The sequence below is a fragment of the Halopseudomonas pelagia genome (assembly GCF_009497895.1).
Lineage (GTDB): Bacteria > Pseudomonadota > Gammaproteobacteria > Pseudomonadales > Pseudomonadaceae > Halopseudomonas > Halopseudomonas pelagia_A.
The window spans coordinates 2,690,963-2,708,278 of the sequence record NZ_CP033116.1; the positions used below are offsets into that span (position 1 = coordinate 2,690,963).

The 17,316-nt window shown below is 56.7% G+C and carries 15 protein-coding genes; 8 read left to right on the plus strand and 7 right to left on the minus strand.

Annotated features, from left to right (window positions below; translation table 11 throughout):
• Positions 1–131 precede the first annotated feature (131 nt).
• The 4 genes from EAO82_RS12615 to EAO82_RS12630 are packed head-to-tail and all read right to left on the minus strand — an operon-like array spanning position 132 to position 3,922.
• The gene (locus EAO82_RS12615; protein WP_096347681.1) at positions 132–935 is read right to left on the minus strand and encodes an ABC transporter permease; all 804 of its coding nucleotides are present in this window, start codon (positions 933–935) and stop codon (positions 132–134) included.
• Positions 932–1,669 carry an ABC transporter ATP-binding protein gene (locus EAO82_RS12620; RefSeq protein ID WP_096347680.1) on the minus strand — a complete coding sequence of 246 codons (738 nt, stop codon included), beginning with the start codon at positions 1,667–1,669 and terminating at the stop codon, positions 932–934. Before EAO82_RS12620 ends, EAO82_RS12615 begins: the two co-directional genes overlap by 4 nt.
• Positions 1,666–2,691 carry a YVTN family beta-propeller repeat protein gene (locus tag EAO82_RS12625; protein WP_096347679.1) on the minus strand — a complete coding sequence of 342 codons (1,026 nt, stop codon included), beginning with the start codon at positions 2,689–2,691 and terminating at the stop codon, positions 1,666–1,668. Before EAO82_RS12625 ends, EAO82_RS12620 begins: the two co-directional genes overlap by 4 nt.
• A 49-nt stretch (positions 2,692–2,740) precedes the next feature.
• Positions 2,741–3,922, minus strand: a complete 1,182-nt coding sequence (locus EAO82_RS12630) for an ABC transporter substrate-binding protein (RefSeq protein WP_096347678.1) — start codon at positions 3,920–3,922, stop codon at positions 2,741–2,743.
• A gap of 157 nt (positions 3,923–4,079) precedes the next feature.
• On the opposite strand from EAO82_RS12630, the gene EAO82_RS12635 reads away from it, so the two are divergent.
• Entirely contained in the window at positions 4,080–5,372 is a 1,293-nt protein-coding gene (locus EAO82_RS12635; RefSeq protein WP_174958868.1) for a histidine kinase, read from the plus strand.
• Positions 5,369–6,010, plus strand: coding sequence for a response regulator transcription factor (locus EAO82_RS12640; RefSeq protein WP_096347676.1), 642 nt, complete (start codon positions 5,369–5,371; stop codon positions 6,008–6,010). Before EAO82_RS12635 ends, EAO82_RS12640 begins: the two co-directional genes overlap by 4 nt.
• A gap of 15 nt (positions 6,011–6,025) precedes the next feature.
• Here EAO82_RS12640 and EAO82_RS12645 read toward each other — a convergent pair whose 3' ends face one another.
• Entirely contained in the window at positions 6,026–6,697 is a 672-nt protein-coding gene (locus tag EAO82_RS12645; protein ID WP_096347675.1) for a pentapeptide repeat-containing protein, read from the minus strand.
• Between the two features lie 66 nt (positions 6,698–6,763).
• Complete coding sequence (gene exaA / locus EAO82_RS12650) at positions 6,764–8,635, minus strand: quinoprotein ethanol dehydrogenase (RefSeq protein WP_096347674.1); 1,872 nt, start codon at positions 8,633–8,635, stop codon at positions 6,764–6,766.
• Positions 8,636–9,012: 377 nt separating this feature from the next.
• Here exaA and pedF point away from each other — a divergent pair, with 377 nt between their 5' ends.
• The 6 genes from pedF (at position 9,013) to EAO82_RS12680 (ending at position 15,948) form a co-directional block, all read left to right on the plus strand.
• Positions 9,013–9,447, plus strand: a complete 435-nt coding sequence (gene pedF, locus EAO82_RS12655) for a cytochrome c-550 PedF (protein ID WP_096347673.1) — start codon at positions 9,013–9,015, stop codon at positions 9,445–9,447.
• Between the two features lie 3 nt (positions 9,448–9,450).
• A complete protein-coding gene (locus EAO82_RS12660; RefSeq protein ID WP_096347672.1) occupies positions 9,451–10,347 on the plus strand; it encodes a substrate-binding periplasmic protein in 897 nt (298 codons plus the stop codon).
• 218 nt (positions 10,348–10,565) lie between these two features.
• A complete protein-coding gene (locus EAO82_RS12665; RefSeq protein ID WP_096347671.1) occupies positions 10,566–12,338 on the plus strand; it encodes a PQQ-dependent methanol/ethanol family dehydrogenase in 1,773 nt (590 codons plus the stop codon).
• A gap of 629 nt (positions 12,339–12,967) precedes the next feature.
• The gene (locus tag EAO82_RS12670; protein WP_096347669.1) at positions 12,968–13,228 is read left to right on the plus strand and encodes a YebG family protein; all 261 of its coding nucleotides are present in this window, start codon (positions 12,968–12,970) and stop codon (positions 13,226–13,228) included.
• 351 nt (positions 13,229–13,579) lie between these two features.
• Positions 13,580–14,686, plus strand: coding sequence for a nitroreductase family protein (locus tag EAO82_RS12675; RefSeq protein WP_096347668.1), 1,107 nt, complete (start codon positions 13,580–13,582; stop codon positions 14,684–14,686).
• A 116-nt stretch (positions 14,687–14,802) separates the two neighbouring features.
• Entirely contained in the window at positions 14,803–15,948 is a 1,146-nt protein-coding gene (locus EAO82_RS12680) for a polysaccharide pyruvyl transferase family protein (protein ID WP_096347667.1), read from the plus strand.
• Between the two features lie 125 nt (positions 15,949–16,073).
• On the opposite strand, the gene EAO82_RS12685 is transcribed toward EAO82_RS12680, so the two are convergent.
• The gene (locus tag EAO82_RS12685) at positions 16,074–17,300 is read right to left on the minus strand and encodes an OmpP1/FadL family transporter (RefSeq protein ID WP_096347730.1); all 1,227 of its coding nucleotides are present in this window, start codon (positions 17,298–17,300) and stop codon (positions 16,074–16,076) included.
• Positions 17,301–17,316 lie beyond the last annotated feature (16 nt).

Genomic DNA, 17,316 nt, shown 5'->3' on the forward strand with positions numbered 1-17,316 from the left:
TTTGCTGCAGGATGCACGCTGTTGCTATGTGTATCACTACTGAAGCATTACATCCCGAGTAGCCCACAATTCAAATGATACATTGGCACAGTAAAGCGGTACTAAAGTAGTAAATCCGTGCTCGGCCTGCATTAACTGCCGGGCGCACGACGTACGGCGGCGTGCTGCGGGTTGAAGGTGATGACCGCCGAGCTGGTGACTACTATCAGCAGACTCAGACACACCAGCAGAGCCTGACCATTAAACTGCAGATAGAGCGCGAAGCGCACCAGTTCGACCGCGTGGGTAAAGGGATTCAAACTGCATATCCAGTATAGCCATTCGCTGGACTCGCGCATCTTCCACAGCGGGTATAACGCCGAGGAGAGAAAGAACATCGGAAAGATGACGAAGTTCATCACGCCGGCGAAGTTCTCCAGCTGGCGTATGCCATTGGACAGTAACAAACCCAGTGCGCTGAGCAGCAGCGCTGCCAGCAACAGTGCAGGGGCGGCGGCCAGCATCCCCCAGAGCGGGGGCTGAATATCGAACATCCAGGCAATCGCCAGGAATGCGTAAACCTGAATCAGGGAAATCAATGCGCTGGCGATCAGCTTGCTGACCAGCAAGAAGGGTCGGGGCAGGGGGCTCATAAGCAATACCCGCATGCTGCCCATCTCGCGGTCATAGACCATTGATAGCGAGCCCTGCATGCCATTGAACAGTACAATCATGCAGCACAACCCAGGCAGGATATATGTCTCGTAGGTGATATAGGTGGCGTAGGGCGCTATGATCGAGACTCCCAGAGCCGCACGAAAACCCGCTGCGAATACCAGCAACCAGAGTAACGGCCGTACCAGGGCGCTGAGAAAGCGCGAGCGCTGCTGATAGAAACGCAACCATTCACGCCTGAGTACACCGTTCAGGCAGGCCAGGTAGGCAGCCGGGGTCATGCGGCTACTCCCTCATCTTGCGTCATCTGACGGAAGGCTTCGCTCAGGCTGGGCTGGCCGGTGCGTGCAACAATGCTTGCCGAGCTGTCCGCTGCGAGAATCCGCCCACGATGCAGCACCACCACAGGGTCGTCCATGGCAATCTCGTCCATCAAGTGGGTGGCCCAGACCACCGTCAACTGGCACTCGCGGCACAGAGTCCGAACATGCTGGTTGAGTGCCAGACGGCTGGCTGGATCGAGGCCGGCACTGGCCTCGTCCAGCAGCAGAATGTCTGGCTGATGCAATAGCGCCCTGGCGATTTCCACCCGCCTGCGGTGCCCGCCATTGAGCTGCCGCACGCGCTGGTGCTGGTGCTCCAGTAAGGATTGGCGCGCCAGTTCCTGCTCGATGCGTGGCGCTGCTGCGCGGCTGCTCAGACCATGCAATGCGGCGTGGTACGCCAGGTTCTGATGTACGCTCAGATCCATATCCAGCGTGCTTTGCTGGAACACGACGCCAAGGCGCCGCAGTGCCTGGCGGGGCTGCTGACGCAGCGACACCCCGCCAATCCGGATATCGCCCTGTTGCAACCGGTAAAGCCGGCTGAACAAGGCCATCAGCGTGCTCTTGCCGGCCCCATTGGGGCCCAGCAGTGCATTCAGCCGGCCTGATTGCATGTCAAAGCTGACCTGTTGCAGAGCTAGCTTGTCGCCATAACTGAAGCTCACCTGCTCGACCTGCAAGGTGCTCAAGGTGTGACCACCACGCCCCAGGGGTAACGGCCGACCTTGACGGTATTGACAGCCTTGAGTGAGTCCACGTCAATCACCGAGACATCGCCACTCACACCGTTAGTGGTCAAGAGTCTGCTTTGGTCGGTGTTGAATGCCATGTGCCAGACGCGACGGCCCACCAGAATGTACTCAAGTACTTCGTAGGTTTTGGCGTCCACTACAGCCACATGATTAGCCGGGCCGAGGGCAACAAAGGCGTAGCGACCGTCATCACTGAGCTTTACGCCTACCGGTTGAATACGATCCGGATGAATACCCTTGATCGCAAAGTTGATGGTGTGGGTGACATCCTTGCTGGCCACATCGACTATTTTTACCGTACCGCCGATCTCGGCCGACGCCCACAGCAGACGACTGTCCTTGCTGAACTCCACGTGTCGGGGCCGCTGATCCACCAGGGTGTTGTCTACCAGCGTATTGGTGTTGGTATCGATCCAATGCAGCATGTTACTGGTTTCACTGGTATTGACCGCCCATTTGCCGTCCGGGCTGACGCCCATTCCCTCAGGCTCGACACCCACATCAATCTGCGCGAGCACTTCACTGGTTTCAACATCGACCACAGTAACCAGCGCGTCATCCTCATTAGAGATATACAGCCAGCGGTCGTTGTTGTGCAGCGCGAACTGTTCGGGGTCAGCGCCCGAAGGTAGCTCCTTGATGATCTTGCGGGTGGCCAGATCGATGATCTGCACGCGATCAGAATCACTGGCGCAGATATACAGCAGCTTGTTGTCGCTGGAGAGCAGAATGCCGCGCGGACGCAGGCCCACATCGATGGTCTCCACCACCTGCATGCTGTTCATATCTATGACTGAAACGGTATTGTCCTTTTCGTTGGTCACGTAGGCGGTTTCGGCCAGGGCGGTCAAACTGAAGGCGCTGGTTAGCAGCGCGCCTGCGAGTAGTGCAATTCTGAATCTTCTGGTTGACGGGCGGTGGCTGAGCAGAGCGTAGGTGGCGCTGTTTTTCTTGTACATGGGCACTCCTGTTTTTTTCTTTTTCGGATGTTCGGTAAGCGGGCCCATATCAAAGCAGCCGGCATTGGCTCTCGGGCTGGTCAAACCCCAGAGTGTCGAGATCGGTTTGCGGATGCAGAAACCCTTCCTGCGGCGAGTTGCTGACCAACGCGCGAGGTTGCACCAGTGGAATAGGCTGGCGTAGCTGGCCGTTCCAGGTGCGATAGCTCAGTTTGCGGCCTTTGAAACCGTCCAGTGGGAGTTTGTCAGACAGGCTGAGAGCAGTGATGGCCGCCGCATCGGCGCTGTTCAGGGTGGTGACGGCCGCGCCGAAGGTACGGATACCCAGCCAGGCAGCGAAGTCCAGGCTGTTCATCCAGCGACCGGCCTGCTGTTCAAAGCGTTTTTGGAGCTGGGCTGCGCCATAAGTTTCGACCACCTTGTGCCAGCCCAGCGGCGTGAGCCCCTGGGTGCCGGCTACTGGCCTTGGGTACCATGTGTTGTAGGGAATGTATTCGCCAAAATCACCGCGTTCATCGGCCACTACCACGACGTCATACTCGACGGTTTGCGTAAAAAGAGGCACCTCTGCCTGCGCGGTCCGCCGCAGATCGGTATCGAAGCTCCAGACCTTCTCCGCGACTACCTTGTGGCCGAATCGCTTGGCCGAGCGCTTCAATGCTGCCGCGTAGGCAATGTCATCAGCCGTGGGGCCGCTGATCAGCAGCCAGCGTGTCAGCTTGCGCACTTTCAGGAACTGCGCCAGCGCATCGGTCAGCATCGCGCGGCTGGGTAGCGTATGCAGCACGTTCGCCAGGCATTGGTCAGTGCGCAGTGCGTCGTCGTAACTGCCGGCGTTGATCAGCAGGCTATCGGTGCCGAACTCCTTGGCCAGTTCGGCCAGCGCCTGGCTGGGCAAATTGGTGACGAACAGTCGCACGCCTTGAGCGTGCAGCCCTCTGGCAGCATCCAGGGTGGCTGGTAACTCGGATTCAGACGCTATCAGTAGTTGATAATCGTGCTTGAGAAAGCGCCCGGTACTGTTGTTATCTACTACCGCCAGTTGCGCACCTTGCAGCCCGGCATCAGATGGTTCAGGTATGACGTTGGACATGATCGGGCCTGGATCCGGAGTCCAGCTCACATACGCCATCTCGACCGTCAGTGTGTCGGCTTGACTACTGGTGGCCACAACACTGGCGCTGAGTAGAGCCAGAAAATAGAACAGGGAATGCAGAATCATCGGGCGCATGTGGACTCCTTTTGTGCTGGGTCCAGCATGGGAGTGGGCAGGGGGGCGGGTAAATATGAAGAAAGTACCAATCAGCCGGTACCAAGGTAGTATTTCGAGGTTTTATTGAAGCCTTAGGATGGTTTGTGATGTTTTGAACCAATTAAGGAATACGCCAATGCGCTCCATTTCGACTGCGACACGCCTGACTATGTGGGTGTGCATGGCCTTCATTCTGGTATTGCTAGTGACCATGGGCGTTATGCTCAAACAGGCGGAAAAAGATGTTATACGGGAGCTGCAAGGCGGACGGGCCATGGCCCTGAGCCTGCTCGAAAGCATGGCTCAGAGGCCGCTCTCGCCATCTGCGAAGATGCTGGATGAGGTGCGCCATGTGCGTATCTCACGGGTTGGCGACCTGGCCACAACCGGCGTGCCGGAACACCGCACCAGCGCCGTACCGGCATGGCTGCTGGGCTGGATGCAGCCCGCGATAGACCAGTCCTTTGCACCTGTATCTTTGAGCTTTGCCGATGGCCAGCAATGGCTGATCAGTCCGGATCCGGTGGATGAACTTGAGGAGGTATGGGAGTCGGTACTGCTTCTATTGGGCGTATTCAGCACGGCCCTGGTGTTGTCATTGCTGGCTATCCATCTCTCATTACACCGCGGCCTTAAGGCCTATCGGCAGCTGCTTGACGCATTGCAACTGATCGGAGTAGGCGATTTACAGGCACGCCTAGCGCCGAGCAGCCAAGCCGAGCTGAATCAGTTGGCTGACCGCTTCAACCTCATGGCGGTGGCGTTGCAGCGGGCAGATGCGAAGAATCAGCAATTGACCCGTGCGCTGATGACGCTGCAGGAGAAAGAGCGCATGCACCTCGCGCATGCGCTGCACGACGATCTGGGCCAATACCTTACCGGTATCCGTGCCCAAGCCTACATGTTGGGTGAGGCGGCTAGCAGGCCCGATCTGGTGCGCCAGCATGCCGAGCACCTTTTGCAGGCATGCAGTGGCTTGCAGCGAGGCTTCCGTGCACTGGTGCGGGATCTGCATCCGGTGGTGCTGGATCGACTCGGGCTCGAGCAGGCTGTGCGGCAACTAGCAGGGCAATGGCAGGAACAACAGGGTATCCAGTGTGTACTCGAGCTTGATGAGTCGTTGCCCCGCCTCGGAACCGAACAGCGCACCCATTTGTATCGGCTGTTGCAGGAAGCCTTGACCAATGTCGCCCGGCATGCAAAAGCCAGTTCCGTCTGGGTGCGGCTGGTGCATGAGGACGAAGTACTTCAAGTCAGTGTGCAGGATGATGGCCACGGCTTGAGAAACCCTGATCAATCCTGTGGAGTGGGCATGCGCTCCATGCAGGAGCGCGCTCGCTGCTTGCAGAGCGCGCTGCAAGTGACCTCCAGCCCGGGCATGGGTGTGTTGGTGTCCCTGGCCATTCCGCTGAAGGTGCTTGCCGCATGAATATTCTGCTGGTCGATGACCACGCCATCGTTCGGCAAGGTTATACCGGCCTGCTGGAAATGACGTTTACCCAGGCCCATATCCGCGAGGCTACCAGCGGCGAAGAAGCCATCAGTGCTGCGCAGCAACAGGTGCCTGATCTGGTGGTGCTGGACATCGGGCTGCCGGGCATCAGCGGTGTCGAAACCGCCCGGCGGTTGCTGCTGCGCTGGCCCTCCATGCGCATTCTGTTTTTCAGCATGCACGATGAGCTGCCGTTGGTACGTCAGGCGCTGGCAACGGGTGCGCTCGGGTACATTACAAAAGGTGCAGCTCCGGATGTATTACTTGAGGCGGTACGGCGCTGCCTGGGCGGACAGCGCTATATCGAACAGGACCTCGCTACCCAGCTGGCCTGTGCCGGTACCGATGGCACGCTCGATCCGAGGCTGAAATGCATGACTCAGCGCGAGTTTGAGATATTTGTCATGCTCGCCAAGGGCACGCCACCCCGGCGCATCGCCAGCCAGCTGTGCATTAGCAGCAAGACGGTGTCGAACAATCTGACGGTGCTCAAGCAGAAACTGAATGTCAGCTCTCTCACGGAACTGGTACACCTGGCCATCGATACCGGAGTCATTCGGGTGCAGGTGGCTTGAGCGCGCCAGCGTTCGTCACTTTTCCCAGTCAACCGGGCAGGCAGTGCAGTTGCGCATGTGCATGTTGAGAAAGGTGCCGTAGTGCAGCCGGGCGCCACTCATGTCGGCAGACTCCAGGTTGGCGTGGTTCATTTTCGACTCCTGCAGGTTGGCATCGCGCAGGTTTGCGCCTTTCAGGTCTGCCTTGGGTAACCAGGCCATTTCCAGGTTGGCAGCCCGCAAAATGGTGCCATGCATGCTAGCACCACTGAAACGGGCGAATTCCAGGTTGGCCCCGGTAAAATCCGCATCCTTGAATTGTCCTCCCTGGGCGGTCAGATTCCAGGCCTGAGAACCGACAAAACTGCTACCGATGGCGCTGACACCGCGCATCGCAGTTTGCTGCAGGCTCGCGCGGTTGAGATTGGCGCCGTCCAGTTTGGCGCTGTCCAGCCTGGCCTGATCGAGCTGCGCGTGGCGAAGGTCGGCACCACGTAGATCGGCACCGGTGAAGTCGGCCTTGCGCAGATCCATATTACGCAGATCGGCGTTGCGCAGATCAACGCCCGCACATTGTGTGCCGGGCATCAGTGCGCAGCCATTGAGGGTAACGATGTCCTGCTCGGCGAGATCAGCGGTTTGTGCCGCCAGCGGCAGCCCGGCGCTGATGCCGACAAGCAGTAAGCTTCTGGTAAGAAAGGATTTCATTGTTCAGCTCCGATGGCAACGCCCGGTCCTGCCGGGCGCGCCTTAAGGGATAAAGACGTTAATGGTTCAACGCTTGGCGCTGCTGGTATCCCAGCTAGGTAGTTTGAACACCCAGAACGAGCCGCCCTGAGCAACAGGCTTGGTCAGCTCGGCCATCTCGCCGCCCCAGAGTGGAACCGCGCCGCCGTAACCGGTGGTGACACCGATATACTGCTCGCCGTCCATTTCCCAGGTGATCGGGGGCGAAATGATTCCGGTGCCGGTCTGGAACTTCCAGACTTCCTTGCCGGTTTTGGCGTCAAAGGCCTTGAAGTAACCGTCACCCGTTCCGGTGAACACCAGGTTGCCTGCGGTCGCCAGCACGCCGGCCCAGAGCGGCAAAGGCTCCTTGTGCTCCCACTCGACCTTACCGGTAGTGGGGTTCATGGCGCGCAGGATGCCGACATGGTCATCAAACATGCGCTTGATCCGAAAGCCCATGCCCAGGTAGGCCGAGCCCTTGTTGTAACTGACCTCTTCGGTCCAGTAGTCCTCTTTCCAGTGGTTGGCCGGCACATAGAACAGGCCGGTATCCTGGCTGTAGGCCATGGGGTTCCAGTTCTTGCCGCCAAGGAAGGGCGGTGAGACTTCGACGGCTTCGCTACGTTCCTGGCCGGGTTCCAGCCGAGCCGGGCGCTGCCCCTTGTTTTCCACTGGGCGGCCGGTCTTCAAATCAATATGACTTGCCCAGGTAATGTTGTCGACGAAGGGGAAGGCGTTAGCCAGTTTGCCGTTGTTGCGATCCACGACATAAAAGAAGCCGTTACGATCAGCGTGAGCAGTGGCTTTGAGTGTCTTGCCGGCCTTGTCCTTGTAATCGAACAGCACCAGTTCGTTGTTGCCGGAGAAATCCCAGGCATCGTTGGGCGTGTGCTGGTAGAACCACTTGACCTCGCCCGTGGTGGCATCAACGCCCACCTGGCCCGAGGTATACAGGCTGTCGTAGTCGGCAGGTTTGCCGTCCTTGCCGGTGCGCGCCCAGCCGTTCCAGGGCGCCGGGTTCCCAGCGCCAATGATGATGGTGTTGGTCTCAACATCAAAGCTGGCGCTCTGCCAGGGAGCTCCGCCGCCCTGGCTCCAGGCCTCGACCTTGCCGGTAGGTGAATTCGGATCATCCGGCCAGGAAGGCGCCTTGACGTCACCGGTGGGCGTGCTGTCCTTGCCATTCAGGCGCCCCATATGCCCTTCAACGAACGGCCGCATCCAGATTTCCTTGCCAGTCTCCGGATCGCGGGCGAAGAGCTTGCCCACTACGCCGAATTCGTCGCCGGAGGAACCATGGATAAGCATGACCTTGCCGGATTTTTGATCTTTAACGATGGTCGGGGCGCCCGTCATGGTGTAACCGGCCTGGTGGTCACCGAATTTTTCACGCCACACTACCTTGCCAGTGTCCTTGTTCAGCGCGACCACGCCCGCATCCAGGGTGCCAAAGAACACATTGTCGCCATAGATCGCGGCGCCGCGGTTAACGACGTCGCAGCAGGGCCGGATGTCATCGGGCAGACGGTGAGCATAACTCCACAGGCGTGCGCCGGTCTTAGCGTCTAGGGCAAATATCCGCGAGTAGGAGCCGGTCACATAGATCACGCCGTCATGAATGATCGCTTGGGACTCCTGTCCGCGCTGCTTTTCATCGCCAAACGAATAGGACCATGCTGGCGTCAGCTTGTAGATGTTGTCGCTATTGACCTGGTTCAGCGGGCTCCAGCGCTGGGCGTTGGTGCCCATGCCGTATTGCAAGACGTTATGCGTGGAGGTGTGATCGTTTGCGATATCGTCCCAGGTAACCGGCTTGGCCGTAGCATGGGGCGCGGCCAGGGCAATACTGGCGGCCATCGCCAGGCACTTGACCGCCTGGGCGAGGGGGTTTGGAGCAGGAAGCGTTCTTGTTCTCATGGCAGTGTTTCCTTGTTGTTGGAAGAGGGCAGCAATGCTGGTCCACGTCGCCATATTGGTCAGTCGCTGATGCACGTGATACGGAAAATGCCCCGGTCTTTGCGGGAAATATGCCCTGCCCGCTAGCGTTTGGGACGCCCTCAACAGGAGCGCTACCTTGGGCGGAGGAAATCACTGCTTTCGGTCATTTCACTGCATAGAACTTGTTCTGAACCGCCAATGCGGAGGTGCGGGCGCAGGTCGGCTGAAATACCTACGACCAAGGAACTAAATTGCGGCCACCAAAGCAGCATTGGGGTTAGGTCTGCGCCTTCCTACCATGGATCTCGGATATTCAAATAATGATCCGTGCTGGACACGGCCAAGAGGTGAGCCCTATGAGGTATTTCAAGCAGGCACTGAAGATAAGCGCTTTGGGACTATTGCTGGCGACAGGCCAGGCGTTGGCCCACGGCAATGTCACGCCCCAGTCGGTGGATACCAAGGACCTGGAAAAGTTGGGTGACGAATGGCTCGAGACCAACCCCTATCGCGATCATCCACAGCATGATCTGGCGGTGAAAATCGGCGCCTCTGCCTACAACCAGAACTGCGCCGCTTGTCATGGGCTGGAGGCCATTTCGGGCGGTATGACACCAGACTTGCGCGAGCTGGAGGTCGGCGAATTCGGTGATGAATGGTATAAGGAACGAGTCGTCAATGGCGCGGTGCGAGATGGGCGGGTGTATATGCCACGCATGGGCGACGTCCTCAGCCAGGAGGCATTGTGGGCCATCCGTACCTGGCTGGAAACTGTCGCAGTCGAGCAATAAAGCATGCTCAGCCTGCGCGTTATCGGGTTGTGCTGCTGCTTGTTGCTGGCGATGCCGGTGCAGGCGTTCAACATTACCCATATCCGCGACCATGATGAAATCATCGAGTCGGGGTACCTTAAGGTGGCGGTCTACGAAGACTATCCCCCCTACAGCTTCATGCAGGATGGCCAGCCCAGAGGCGTCGACGTCGAGCTGGCCAAAGCGCTGGCGGCAGAGCTGGGTGTGGAGCTGAGGCTGCAATGGATGACGCCTGATGAAAACTTCGACGGCGACCTGCGCAATCACCTGTGGAAAGGCCACTATTTGCGCCCAGGCCAGATCGCCGATGTCATGTTGCGTGCGCCCAACGATAAAGCGTACAGCAACATGCGTGACGATTTGGGGCTGCCCGCGCACGAATTGATTCACATGTTCGGCGCTTACCAGCAGGAGCGCTGGCAAGCCGCCTATGACCCGCGACAGATAGACGCGGTGCCCAGCATTGCGATCTTTCAATACCACCCGGTCGGCGTTGAGGAAGACTCCATTCCCGCGTTCTACTTGGCCAGCGTCATGAACGGCCAGTTGAGCAAGATGACTCGCCACTATCGCAACCTTGGCCAGGCCTTTGCCGCGATGGAGACCGGTGAAGTGCATGCCGTCATGGGTACCCAGGCCGAGATTGACTGGCTGCTAGCCGAGCATGCCGATGCCGGTATGCAACTGACCGAAAACGCCTACCCTAATATGGGCAAACAGGTCTGGGATCTGGGCATGGCCGTGCACGACTCCAACCGGCAACTGGCCTACGCGCTGGGTGATATAGCCGAAGCAATGGTGCTGGACGGGCGCATGGCCGCACTCTATGCAGACTATGGTTTGCGTTACATGCTGCCGAGCTACTACACCGACATCTGATACCGTTTCATGTTTGCCGGTTTGCACGATGCCTACTGTGCAAACCGGATTTTTTTTGCCCGGCATCAGGGTATTGCTACCAAGTGATGAGCTAAATAACCCCTGGGTTGGATTGTTGCTCTGGTCTCAGCGGCGAAGAATCAATGCCTGAGGCGGGAAAATTTCCCGGTTCTTCGCTGACTCGACCAACACAACAATACATCTCTGAGGTAGCAGCAATGACACACCGCTCACCCTTCGTCCTGACCGCGCTGGTAGCCGCCATGAGTTTTTCCGGTTTGGCTGTCGCCGGCGTCACCTATGACGACATCAACAATGACGCGACCACCACCGACTCCATCGTCTCCTACGGCATGGGAACCCAGGGCCAGCGCTACAGCCCATTGACCATGGTCAACGACACCAACGTCGATCAGTTGCAGCCCGCATGGGCGTTCTCGCTAGGTGGTGAAAAACAGCGTGGCCAGCAAGCACAGCCGATGATCAAGGATGGCGTGATGTATATCACCGGTTCCTACTCACGGGTTTTTGCGGTCGACGCTCGCACTGGCAAGAAGCTCTGGCAATACGATGCGCGCCTGCCGGACGGCATCATGCCCTGTTGTGACGTAATCAATCGCGGTGTGGCGCTGATCGATGATCTGGTGATTTTCGGCACCCTCGATGCAAAGCTCGTGGCTCTGCACAAAGACACCGGGAAAGTGGTCTGGCGCAAGACAGTGGCCGACTACAAGGCCGGATATGCCATTACTGCCGCACCCTTGATCGTTAATGGTAAGTTGATTACCGGCGTCTCCGGCGGTGAGTTTGGTGTGGTTGGCAAGATTGAAGCCTACGACCCAACCAACGGCGAACTGCTCTGGACACGCCCGACTATTGAAGGCCACATGGGCTATACCTACAAGGACGGTAAAGCCATCGAAGCGGGTATTTCCGGTGGCGAAGCCAATAAGACCTGGCCAGGTGACCTGTGGAAAACCGGTGGTGGCGCACCTTGGCTGGGTGGCTTTTACGACCCGGAGACCAACCTGCTGCTGTTCGGTACCGGCAACCCCGCGCCCTGGAACTCGCACATGCGCAAGGGCGACAACCTCTACAGCTCGTCACGCCTGGCACTCAACCCCGATGACGGCACGATCACATGGCACTTCCAGACCACCCCGAACGATGGCTGGGACTACGACGGTGTAAACGAGTTGGTGTCCTTCAACTATAAGGAAGGTAATAAGGAAATCAAAGCCGCCGCGACCGCTGACCGCAACGGCTTTTTCTATGTACTGGACCGCACCAACGGCAAGTTCATCCGTGGCTTCCCGTTTGTAGACACCATCACCTGGGCCAAGGGGCTGGACACGAACGGCCGGCCTATATACAGCGAGGATCACCGCCCGGGCGCGCCAACCGAATCCGGGGACCAGGGGAAAACGGTTTACGCCGCGCCTGCCTTCCTGGGAGGCAAGAACTGGCAGCCCATGGCTTACAGTCAGGATACCGGCCTGTTCTACGTGCCTTCCAACGAATGGGGTATGGATATCTGGAACGAAAGCACGGCGTACAAGAAAGGCGCGGCCTACCTGGGCGCAGGCTTCACCATCAAACCCATCCACGACGACTACATTGGCGTACTCAGGGCCATGGACCCCAAAACCGGCAAGGAAGTCTGGCGCGTGAAAAATCCGGCGCCACTCTGGGGCGGTGTACTGAGCACCAAAGGCAACCTGGTCTTTACCGGCAACCCGGAAGGTTACCTGATGGCCTTCAATGCCAGGAATGGCGAGAAGCTGTGGGAGTTCAACACTGGTTCAGGCGTGATTGGTAATCCGGTTACCTGGGATATGGATGGCGAACAGTACGTATCTGTGCTGTCTGGCTGGGGCGGGGCGGTACCCTTGTGGGGCGGCCAAGTTGCCGAGATCGTCAAGGACTTCAACCAGGGCGGTATGCTCTGGACATTTAAAATACCGAAACCCACTCCGGTAGCCAATCGTTGATCTGATGGATTGACCAGCAAGAGAGGAAGGGCCTGCTAGCAGGCCCTTTTCATTCCATAAAAACAATGAAAGCCCTCTAATGGAAATCTTCTTTATAGATCCGCGTTAAATGCTCGTTTTCGAATACTATAGAGCTACACGCTATAGTGCTGACTCGGGAGGGGGGTGATAATGTATTTACTGCAAATATTCGGCAGCTGCCGGCCAATGGTTGAGACACGTTCTGCTGGGGCGCAGGGTTGGTAACGGATTGCTGCTATTTAAACTCTTCAGAAGGTGCGACTAATCTGTCGACATGTTCGCACACGTCAAAAAGGTGCTTTAACTATATGATATAGCTAGATTATTCTAAGTCTATATCTGTCTCATGCTGTCTATTTGGATACTGATAATGGCGGACTGTCCCTCCGCCAAATAAACAAAAAAGCCTCAGCGAAAGCTGGGGCTTTTTTCGTTTCTATGACCCATCCCTGAACGGATTGCCAGCGCGCGAAGCGCTGCACTGTCTGAGCCCCCAGCGCCGCCATCTTGCTAACCGGGCCTTCCAATACTGTATTGATATCCAGTACAATGCCGAATTCCGCCACTCAACAGGTGTCGGGACCTCCATTCAGCCTGAAGGTACCACTATGGCCGTTGAAGTTGTTTACCGCAGTAGCAGAGACCCGGAGCAATTGTTCATGGACAAAGCCGAAGCCGATCGCCACGACAAAATGCTTGAACTGGCTGAGACATTGGGTGAAGTTTTGCAGAGGGCAGTACCCTCGTTGGATGAAAAGACCGCTGAAGAGGTCAGCTTGTTTATGGCACAACATCGCGACGCCTTCAGTAAGGCCTTCAAAAATAATCCTGATGCATTATCTGAAGTTTTTACAAATAATAACAAGTGATATCAAAATAGTGGGTTCTGGCTCTACCAGTACTCATCTGTACTGAGCGTGGGACGTTTAATATGAAACCAGTATGACATTAAATTAGTTTCAATTAGCGACTGTCCAGCTATTAGTCATAATGCCGGCAAAATGTGCGTCACTTCATGTTTTGCCAGTTTCCCGTCACTGCCAATGGAACTCTCTTCCAGCGCAGCCTGTCAAAATCAAGCATTTCAAATAATTAAAACTTCCTAATGCCAGCTTCATTTTCCAGTGTTGGATAAATCTGGATTAGGGGTGGCTGTGTCTTGCGTTCCGAACAAGGCATTTGCAAGAAACAAGTAAATCAACTTAGGTCAACTAACGCTTATGAGTATTTTGAAGTATCCGCTGAAAAAACTATTGCCGCAAAGTGGCATTGAAAGTTTGAAGCGGTTGCGCGATAACGCCTCAATCGCTTGGATAAAAGCTCTGGTTCGTTCGGCTTTTTTGCGACGCGTCCATTACGCCTTTTTTTCGGATGCTTTCGACCACGAAGCTCAAGCAGTAGTGGAAGGGCAACTGCGGCATGTACGAAATCGCAGCGGCGTAGAAAGTAGTAATTTCTTTCTCAGACGAGCGGTTCACCGCATCGAGAAAGGCCTGATCATGCAGCCGCGGCGCGACGTATTCGCGCTGGACTACATTGAACAGACGGTTGATGCCTACTCCCGCTCATTGGGCGGCTCGGTCGACTCCTACGAGATCTGCTGGGCACATGATGTATTGGCAGCGTACTTTGAGATGTCGGCTACCCATCCCGTCATTAATAGAGCGCGGGAGCGTTTCCTTGCGTTCAAGTCGCCTCACGATATAGCGGATGACCTTCGCCACGAAGGGGAAGGCCGCGTGCCTTTCGCTGCGGGTGATGCTGTTGCACCGGTTAGCTACGCCTCCTTCACTCAGCTATGCATGAAGAGACGCTCTGTACGTTGGTATGACGGCAGGGCAGTCCCTCGGCAAATTATCGACCAGGCGGTGGAGCTGGCCGTGCAGTCCCCAAGCGCATGTAATCGCCAGCCATTCAGATTTATTGTTTTCGATGATCCTCAGGATATTGCTCAGGTGTCGGAACTGCCCATGGGCGTAGCGGGCTTTAATCACAACTTCCCGGCGATGGTAGCCATCGTAGGCCGCATGCGAGCCTACCCGCATGCGCGTGATAGGCACGTTATCTATATAGACGGGGCCCTGGCAGCCATGTCTTTCATCTTCGCGCTGGAGACCTTGGGGGTTTCTTCATGCTCGATTAACTGGCCGGATATACCCGAGCGGGAGCGGGCAGCTACCAAGCTGTTGGGGTTGGATCCAGATGAGCGCATCGTCATGTTCATTTCCCTGGGATATGCCGCCCACGAATCACTAGTGCCGTATTCACAAAAGATCTCCCTGGAGGAGGCACGCGTTTACGGCAACTTCGCGGCTACCTCTGTCTGAGGCGGCAGCAATGCCCCATACCTCAAAAGAACGCTCATTTCTTGACGATGGCGCACTCTTGAAGTCGCCCGTCTTTTTAATTTTTCCAGTTTGATCAAGACCCTAGGAAAACCTTTATGTATGTAGAAGTGCGCAAAGCGGGATTTGTGAACAAGGGAGCTGAACTGATGCTCAGGGCTGTTTTGGAGCAAGTGCAGGCGCAGTATCCCGAGGCTCGGACGGTTATGGAGCCGGGGCGGGATATGAGTCCTTATCCTTATCAACAAAGAGCCAAGCTGGGCCTTTATCAAAAAGCCTGGTTATGGCGCAAGGGTATCCCTTTTGGTGACCTGGCAGCACTGCTGCCGGGCAGATTGCGCGAGATGTATGGCGTCGTGCTCGACAAGGATATAGACGTGGTGCTGGATGCCGCGGGCTTTGCTTATACGGATCAATGGGGGCCGGAACTGTCTGAGGAGCTGGCAAGGTCTTCGGCGCGCTGGAAAAGCCGGGGGGCAAAAGTGATTATGTTGCCGCAAGCATTCGGTCCGTTCCGTGATGGCAAGAGCAAGGAGGCGGTTAAACGCTTCGTGGGAAACGCTGACCTCATTTATGCTCGCGAAAGAATTTCTTACGAGTATCTAACCGATATCGTCGGTAAGGCCGAGCATATAAAGCAGTGCCCGGACTTTACCAACCTGATCAAGGGCCGGTGTCCAGATTATTTCGACCGCACAACCCATCAGGTCTGCATCGTGCCTAATTTCCGCATGATGGACAAAACCAGCGACGCTGTAGCCAAGGGCTACATTCCCTTTCTGGAACGGGTCACTCGGATTTTGCTCAAACGGGATGCCAAGCCCTTCCTTCTGGTGCACGAGGGTGCAGATGATCTGCGATTGGCCGAGCAGGTATCCCAGGCGGTGGGGGGCGTGCCTATCCTCAGGGAAAGCGACCCGCTGGCAATCAAGGGGATTTTGGGCGCGTGCAGAGGCACGGTGGGCAGCCGTTTTCATGGTCTAGTGAGTGCTTTGTCGCAGGGCGTTCCGTCGCTGGCGACTGGCTGGAGTCACAAATATCAAATGCTGTTTGCCGACTATGGTTTCGATCAAGGCGTTCTGGATATAAACCTGACCGATGAGCAGCTGGAACAGGCTTTGGACTATCTGACCGATGCTGCCTTGTCCGCCGAATTGTCATCGACATTGATGAGACGCTCTCATGCGCTTAAGCAACAAAGCCGAAAAATGTGGAACGAGGTATTCGACCTCATTGCTTCTTGAAACGACCACAAGCTGATTCCGCATAGCCTGGCGCCGCAGCAATTGCTGCGGATTATCAAGCCTGTTTGCGCAAAGCAGAACAAAACGCCCCGAGCAATCGAGGCGTTTTTTTCTTGCGCTAAAGGTCAGTAACTATAGGTGACCTGAGTAGACAAGCCATGTGCGCTATTGCGGTAGTCAGCGCTATAGTCCGAATAGCTGACGCTCGCCTGGTCTTCATGTAGATAGGCATAAGCCACATCCACGGTGACGTTGTCGGTCGCTTCCCAGCCGGCACCCAGAGACAGAACCTTGCGGTTACCTACTGGAATACGAACGGTGCGATCAGCATCCGTCGTGGGGGAGCGGTCGAACGCCAGGCCGGTGCGCAGAACCACTTCCGGCGTGATTTGATAGGCCGCGCCGAACGCAAATGCCCAGGTATCCGACCAGTTGAGCTCTTCTTCTACTGTTCCAAACAGCGCTGGGGAGTTCTCATTTTCGATGATCAGCTGGTCAAACTGGCTCCAGCGTGTCCAGGTAGTACCCGCATAAAGTGTCCAGCGCTCATCGTGAGCGTAGGTCAAGGACACGTCGACTGACTCGGGCGTGGTCACATCCAGAGTGGCGTCATAACTGCCGTTGACCGGCAACTGTGCCGGGAAGCCGGACACGCGGGTTCTTCCTTCCAGCGTGTAATCGACACTGGAGTGGTAAGTGACACCCAGTGCCACGCGCTCGGACAGATCCACCAGCACGCCAGCGTTGAAACCGTAGCCGATATCGTCACCCTGAATATCCACGTTGGCATCGCTCGGGCCGACGGGAACGGCACTGGTCAAGGTTCCTTCGATGCGATTGATGGTGGGGCCGAAACCGATTGAAACACGGTCGTTAACACGATAGCTGAGCGTAGGTTGCAGCGTTACTACCTGCACTTCGCTTTCCAGACCGTGGTAGCGGCCCTGGAAGCTGTCTTCGTAATCGCTGATTACACCAAAGGGCACATAGACGCCCAGACCAAAATGCCAGTCGTCATTCAAGGGCCTGACGTAGTAGCCGAAGGGCACCGCTGCGACCGGAACCATATCGCCGTCGTTAGTGCCGCTTGTACTGCCTTGCGCATTGCTGATGTCGGTGTTGGCACTGATGACAGCAAAACCCCCGCTGATTTGCGCGCGGTCGAGCTTGGACATCCCGGCGGGGTTGCCGAATACGGTACTGGCATCTTGCGCGGAGGAGGAGCGCCCGGCGAAACCGGTGCCCATGCCGCTGGCACTTTGCTCGTTGATTGCAACGCCATTGGCCATCAGGTGGGTAGAAACGGTGGTTACCGCCAGTGCAAGTGCAGTTTTATAAACGACTTTCTTGATCATGCAAAACTCCAGG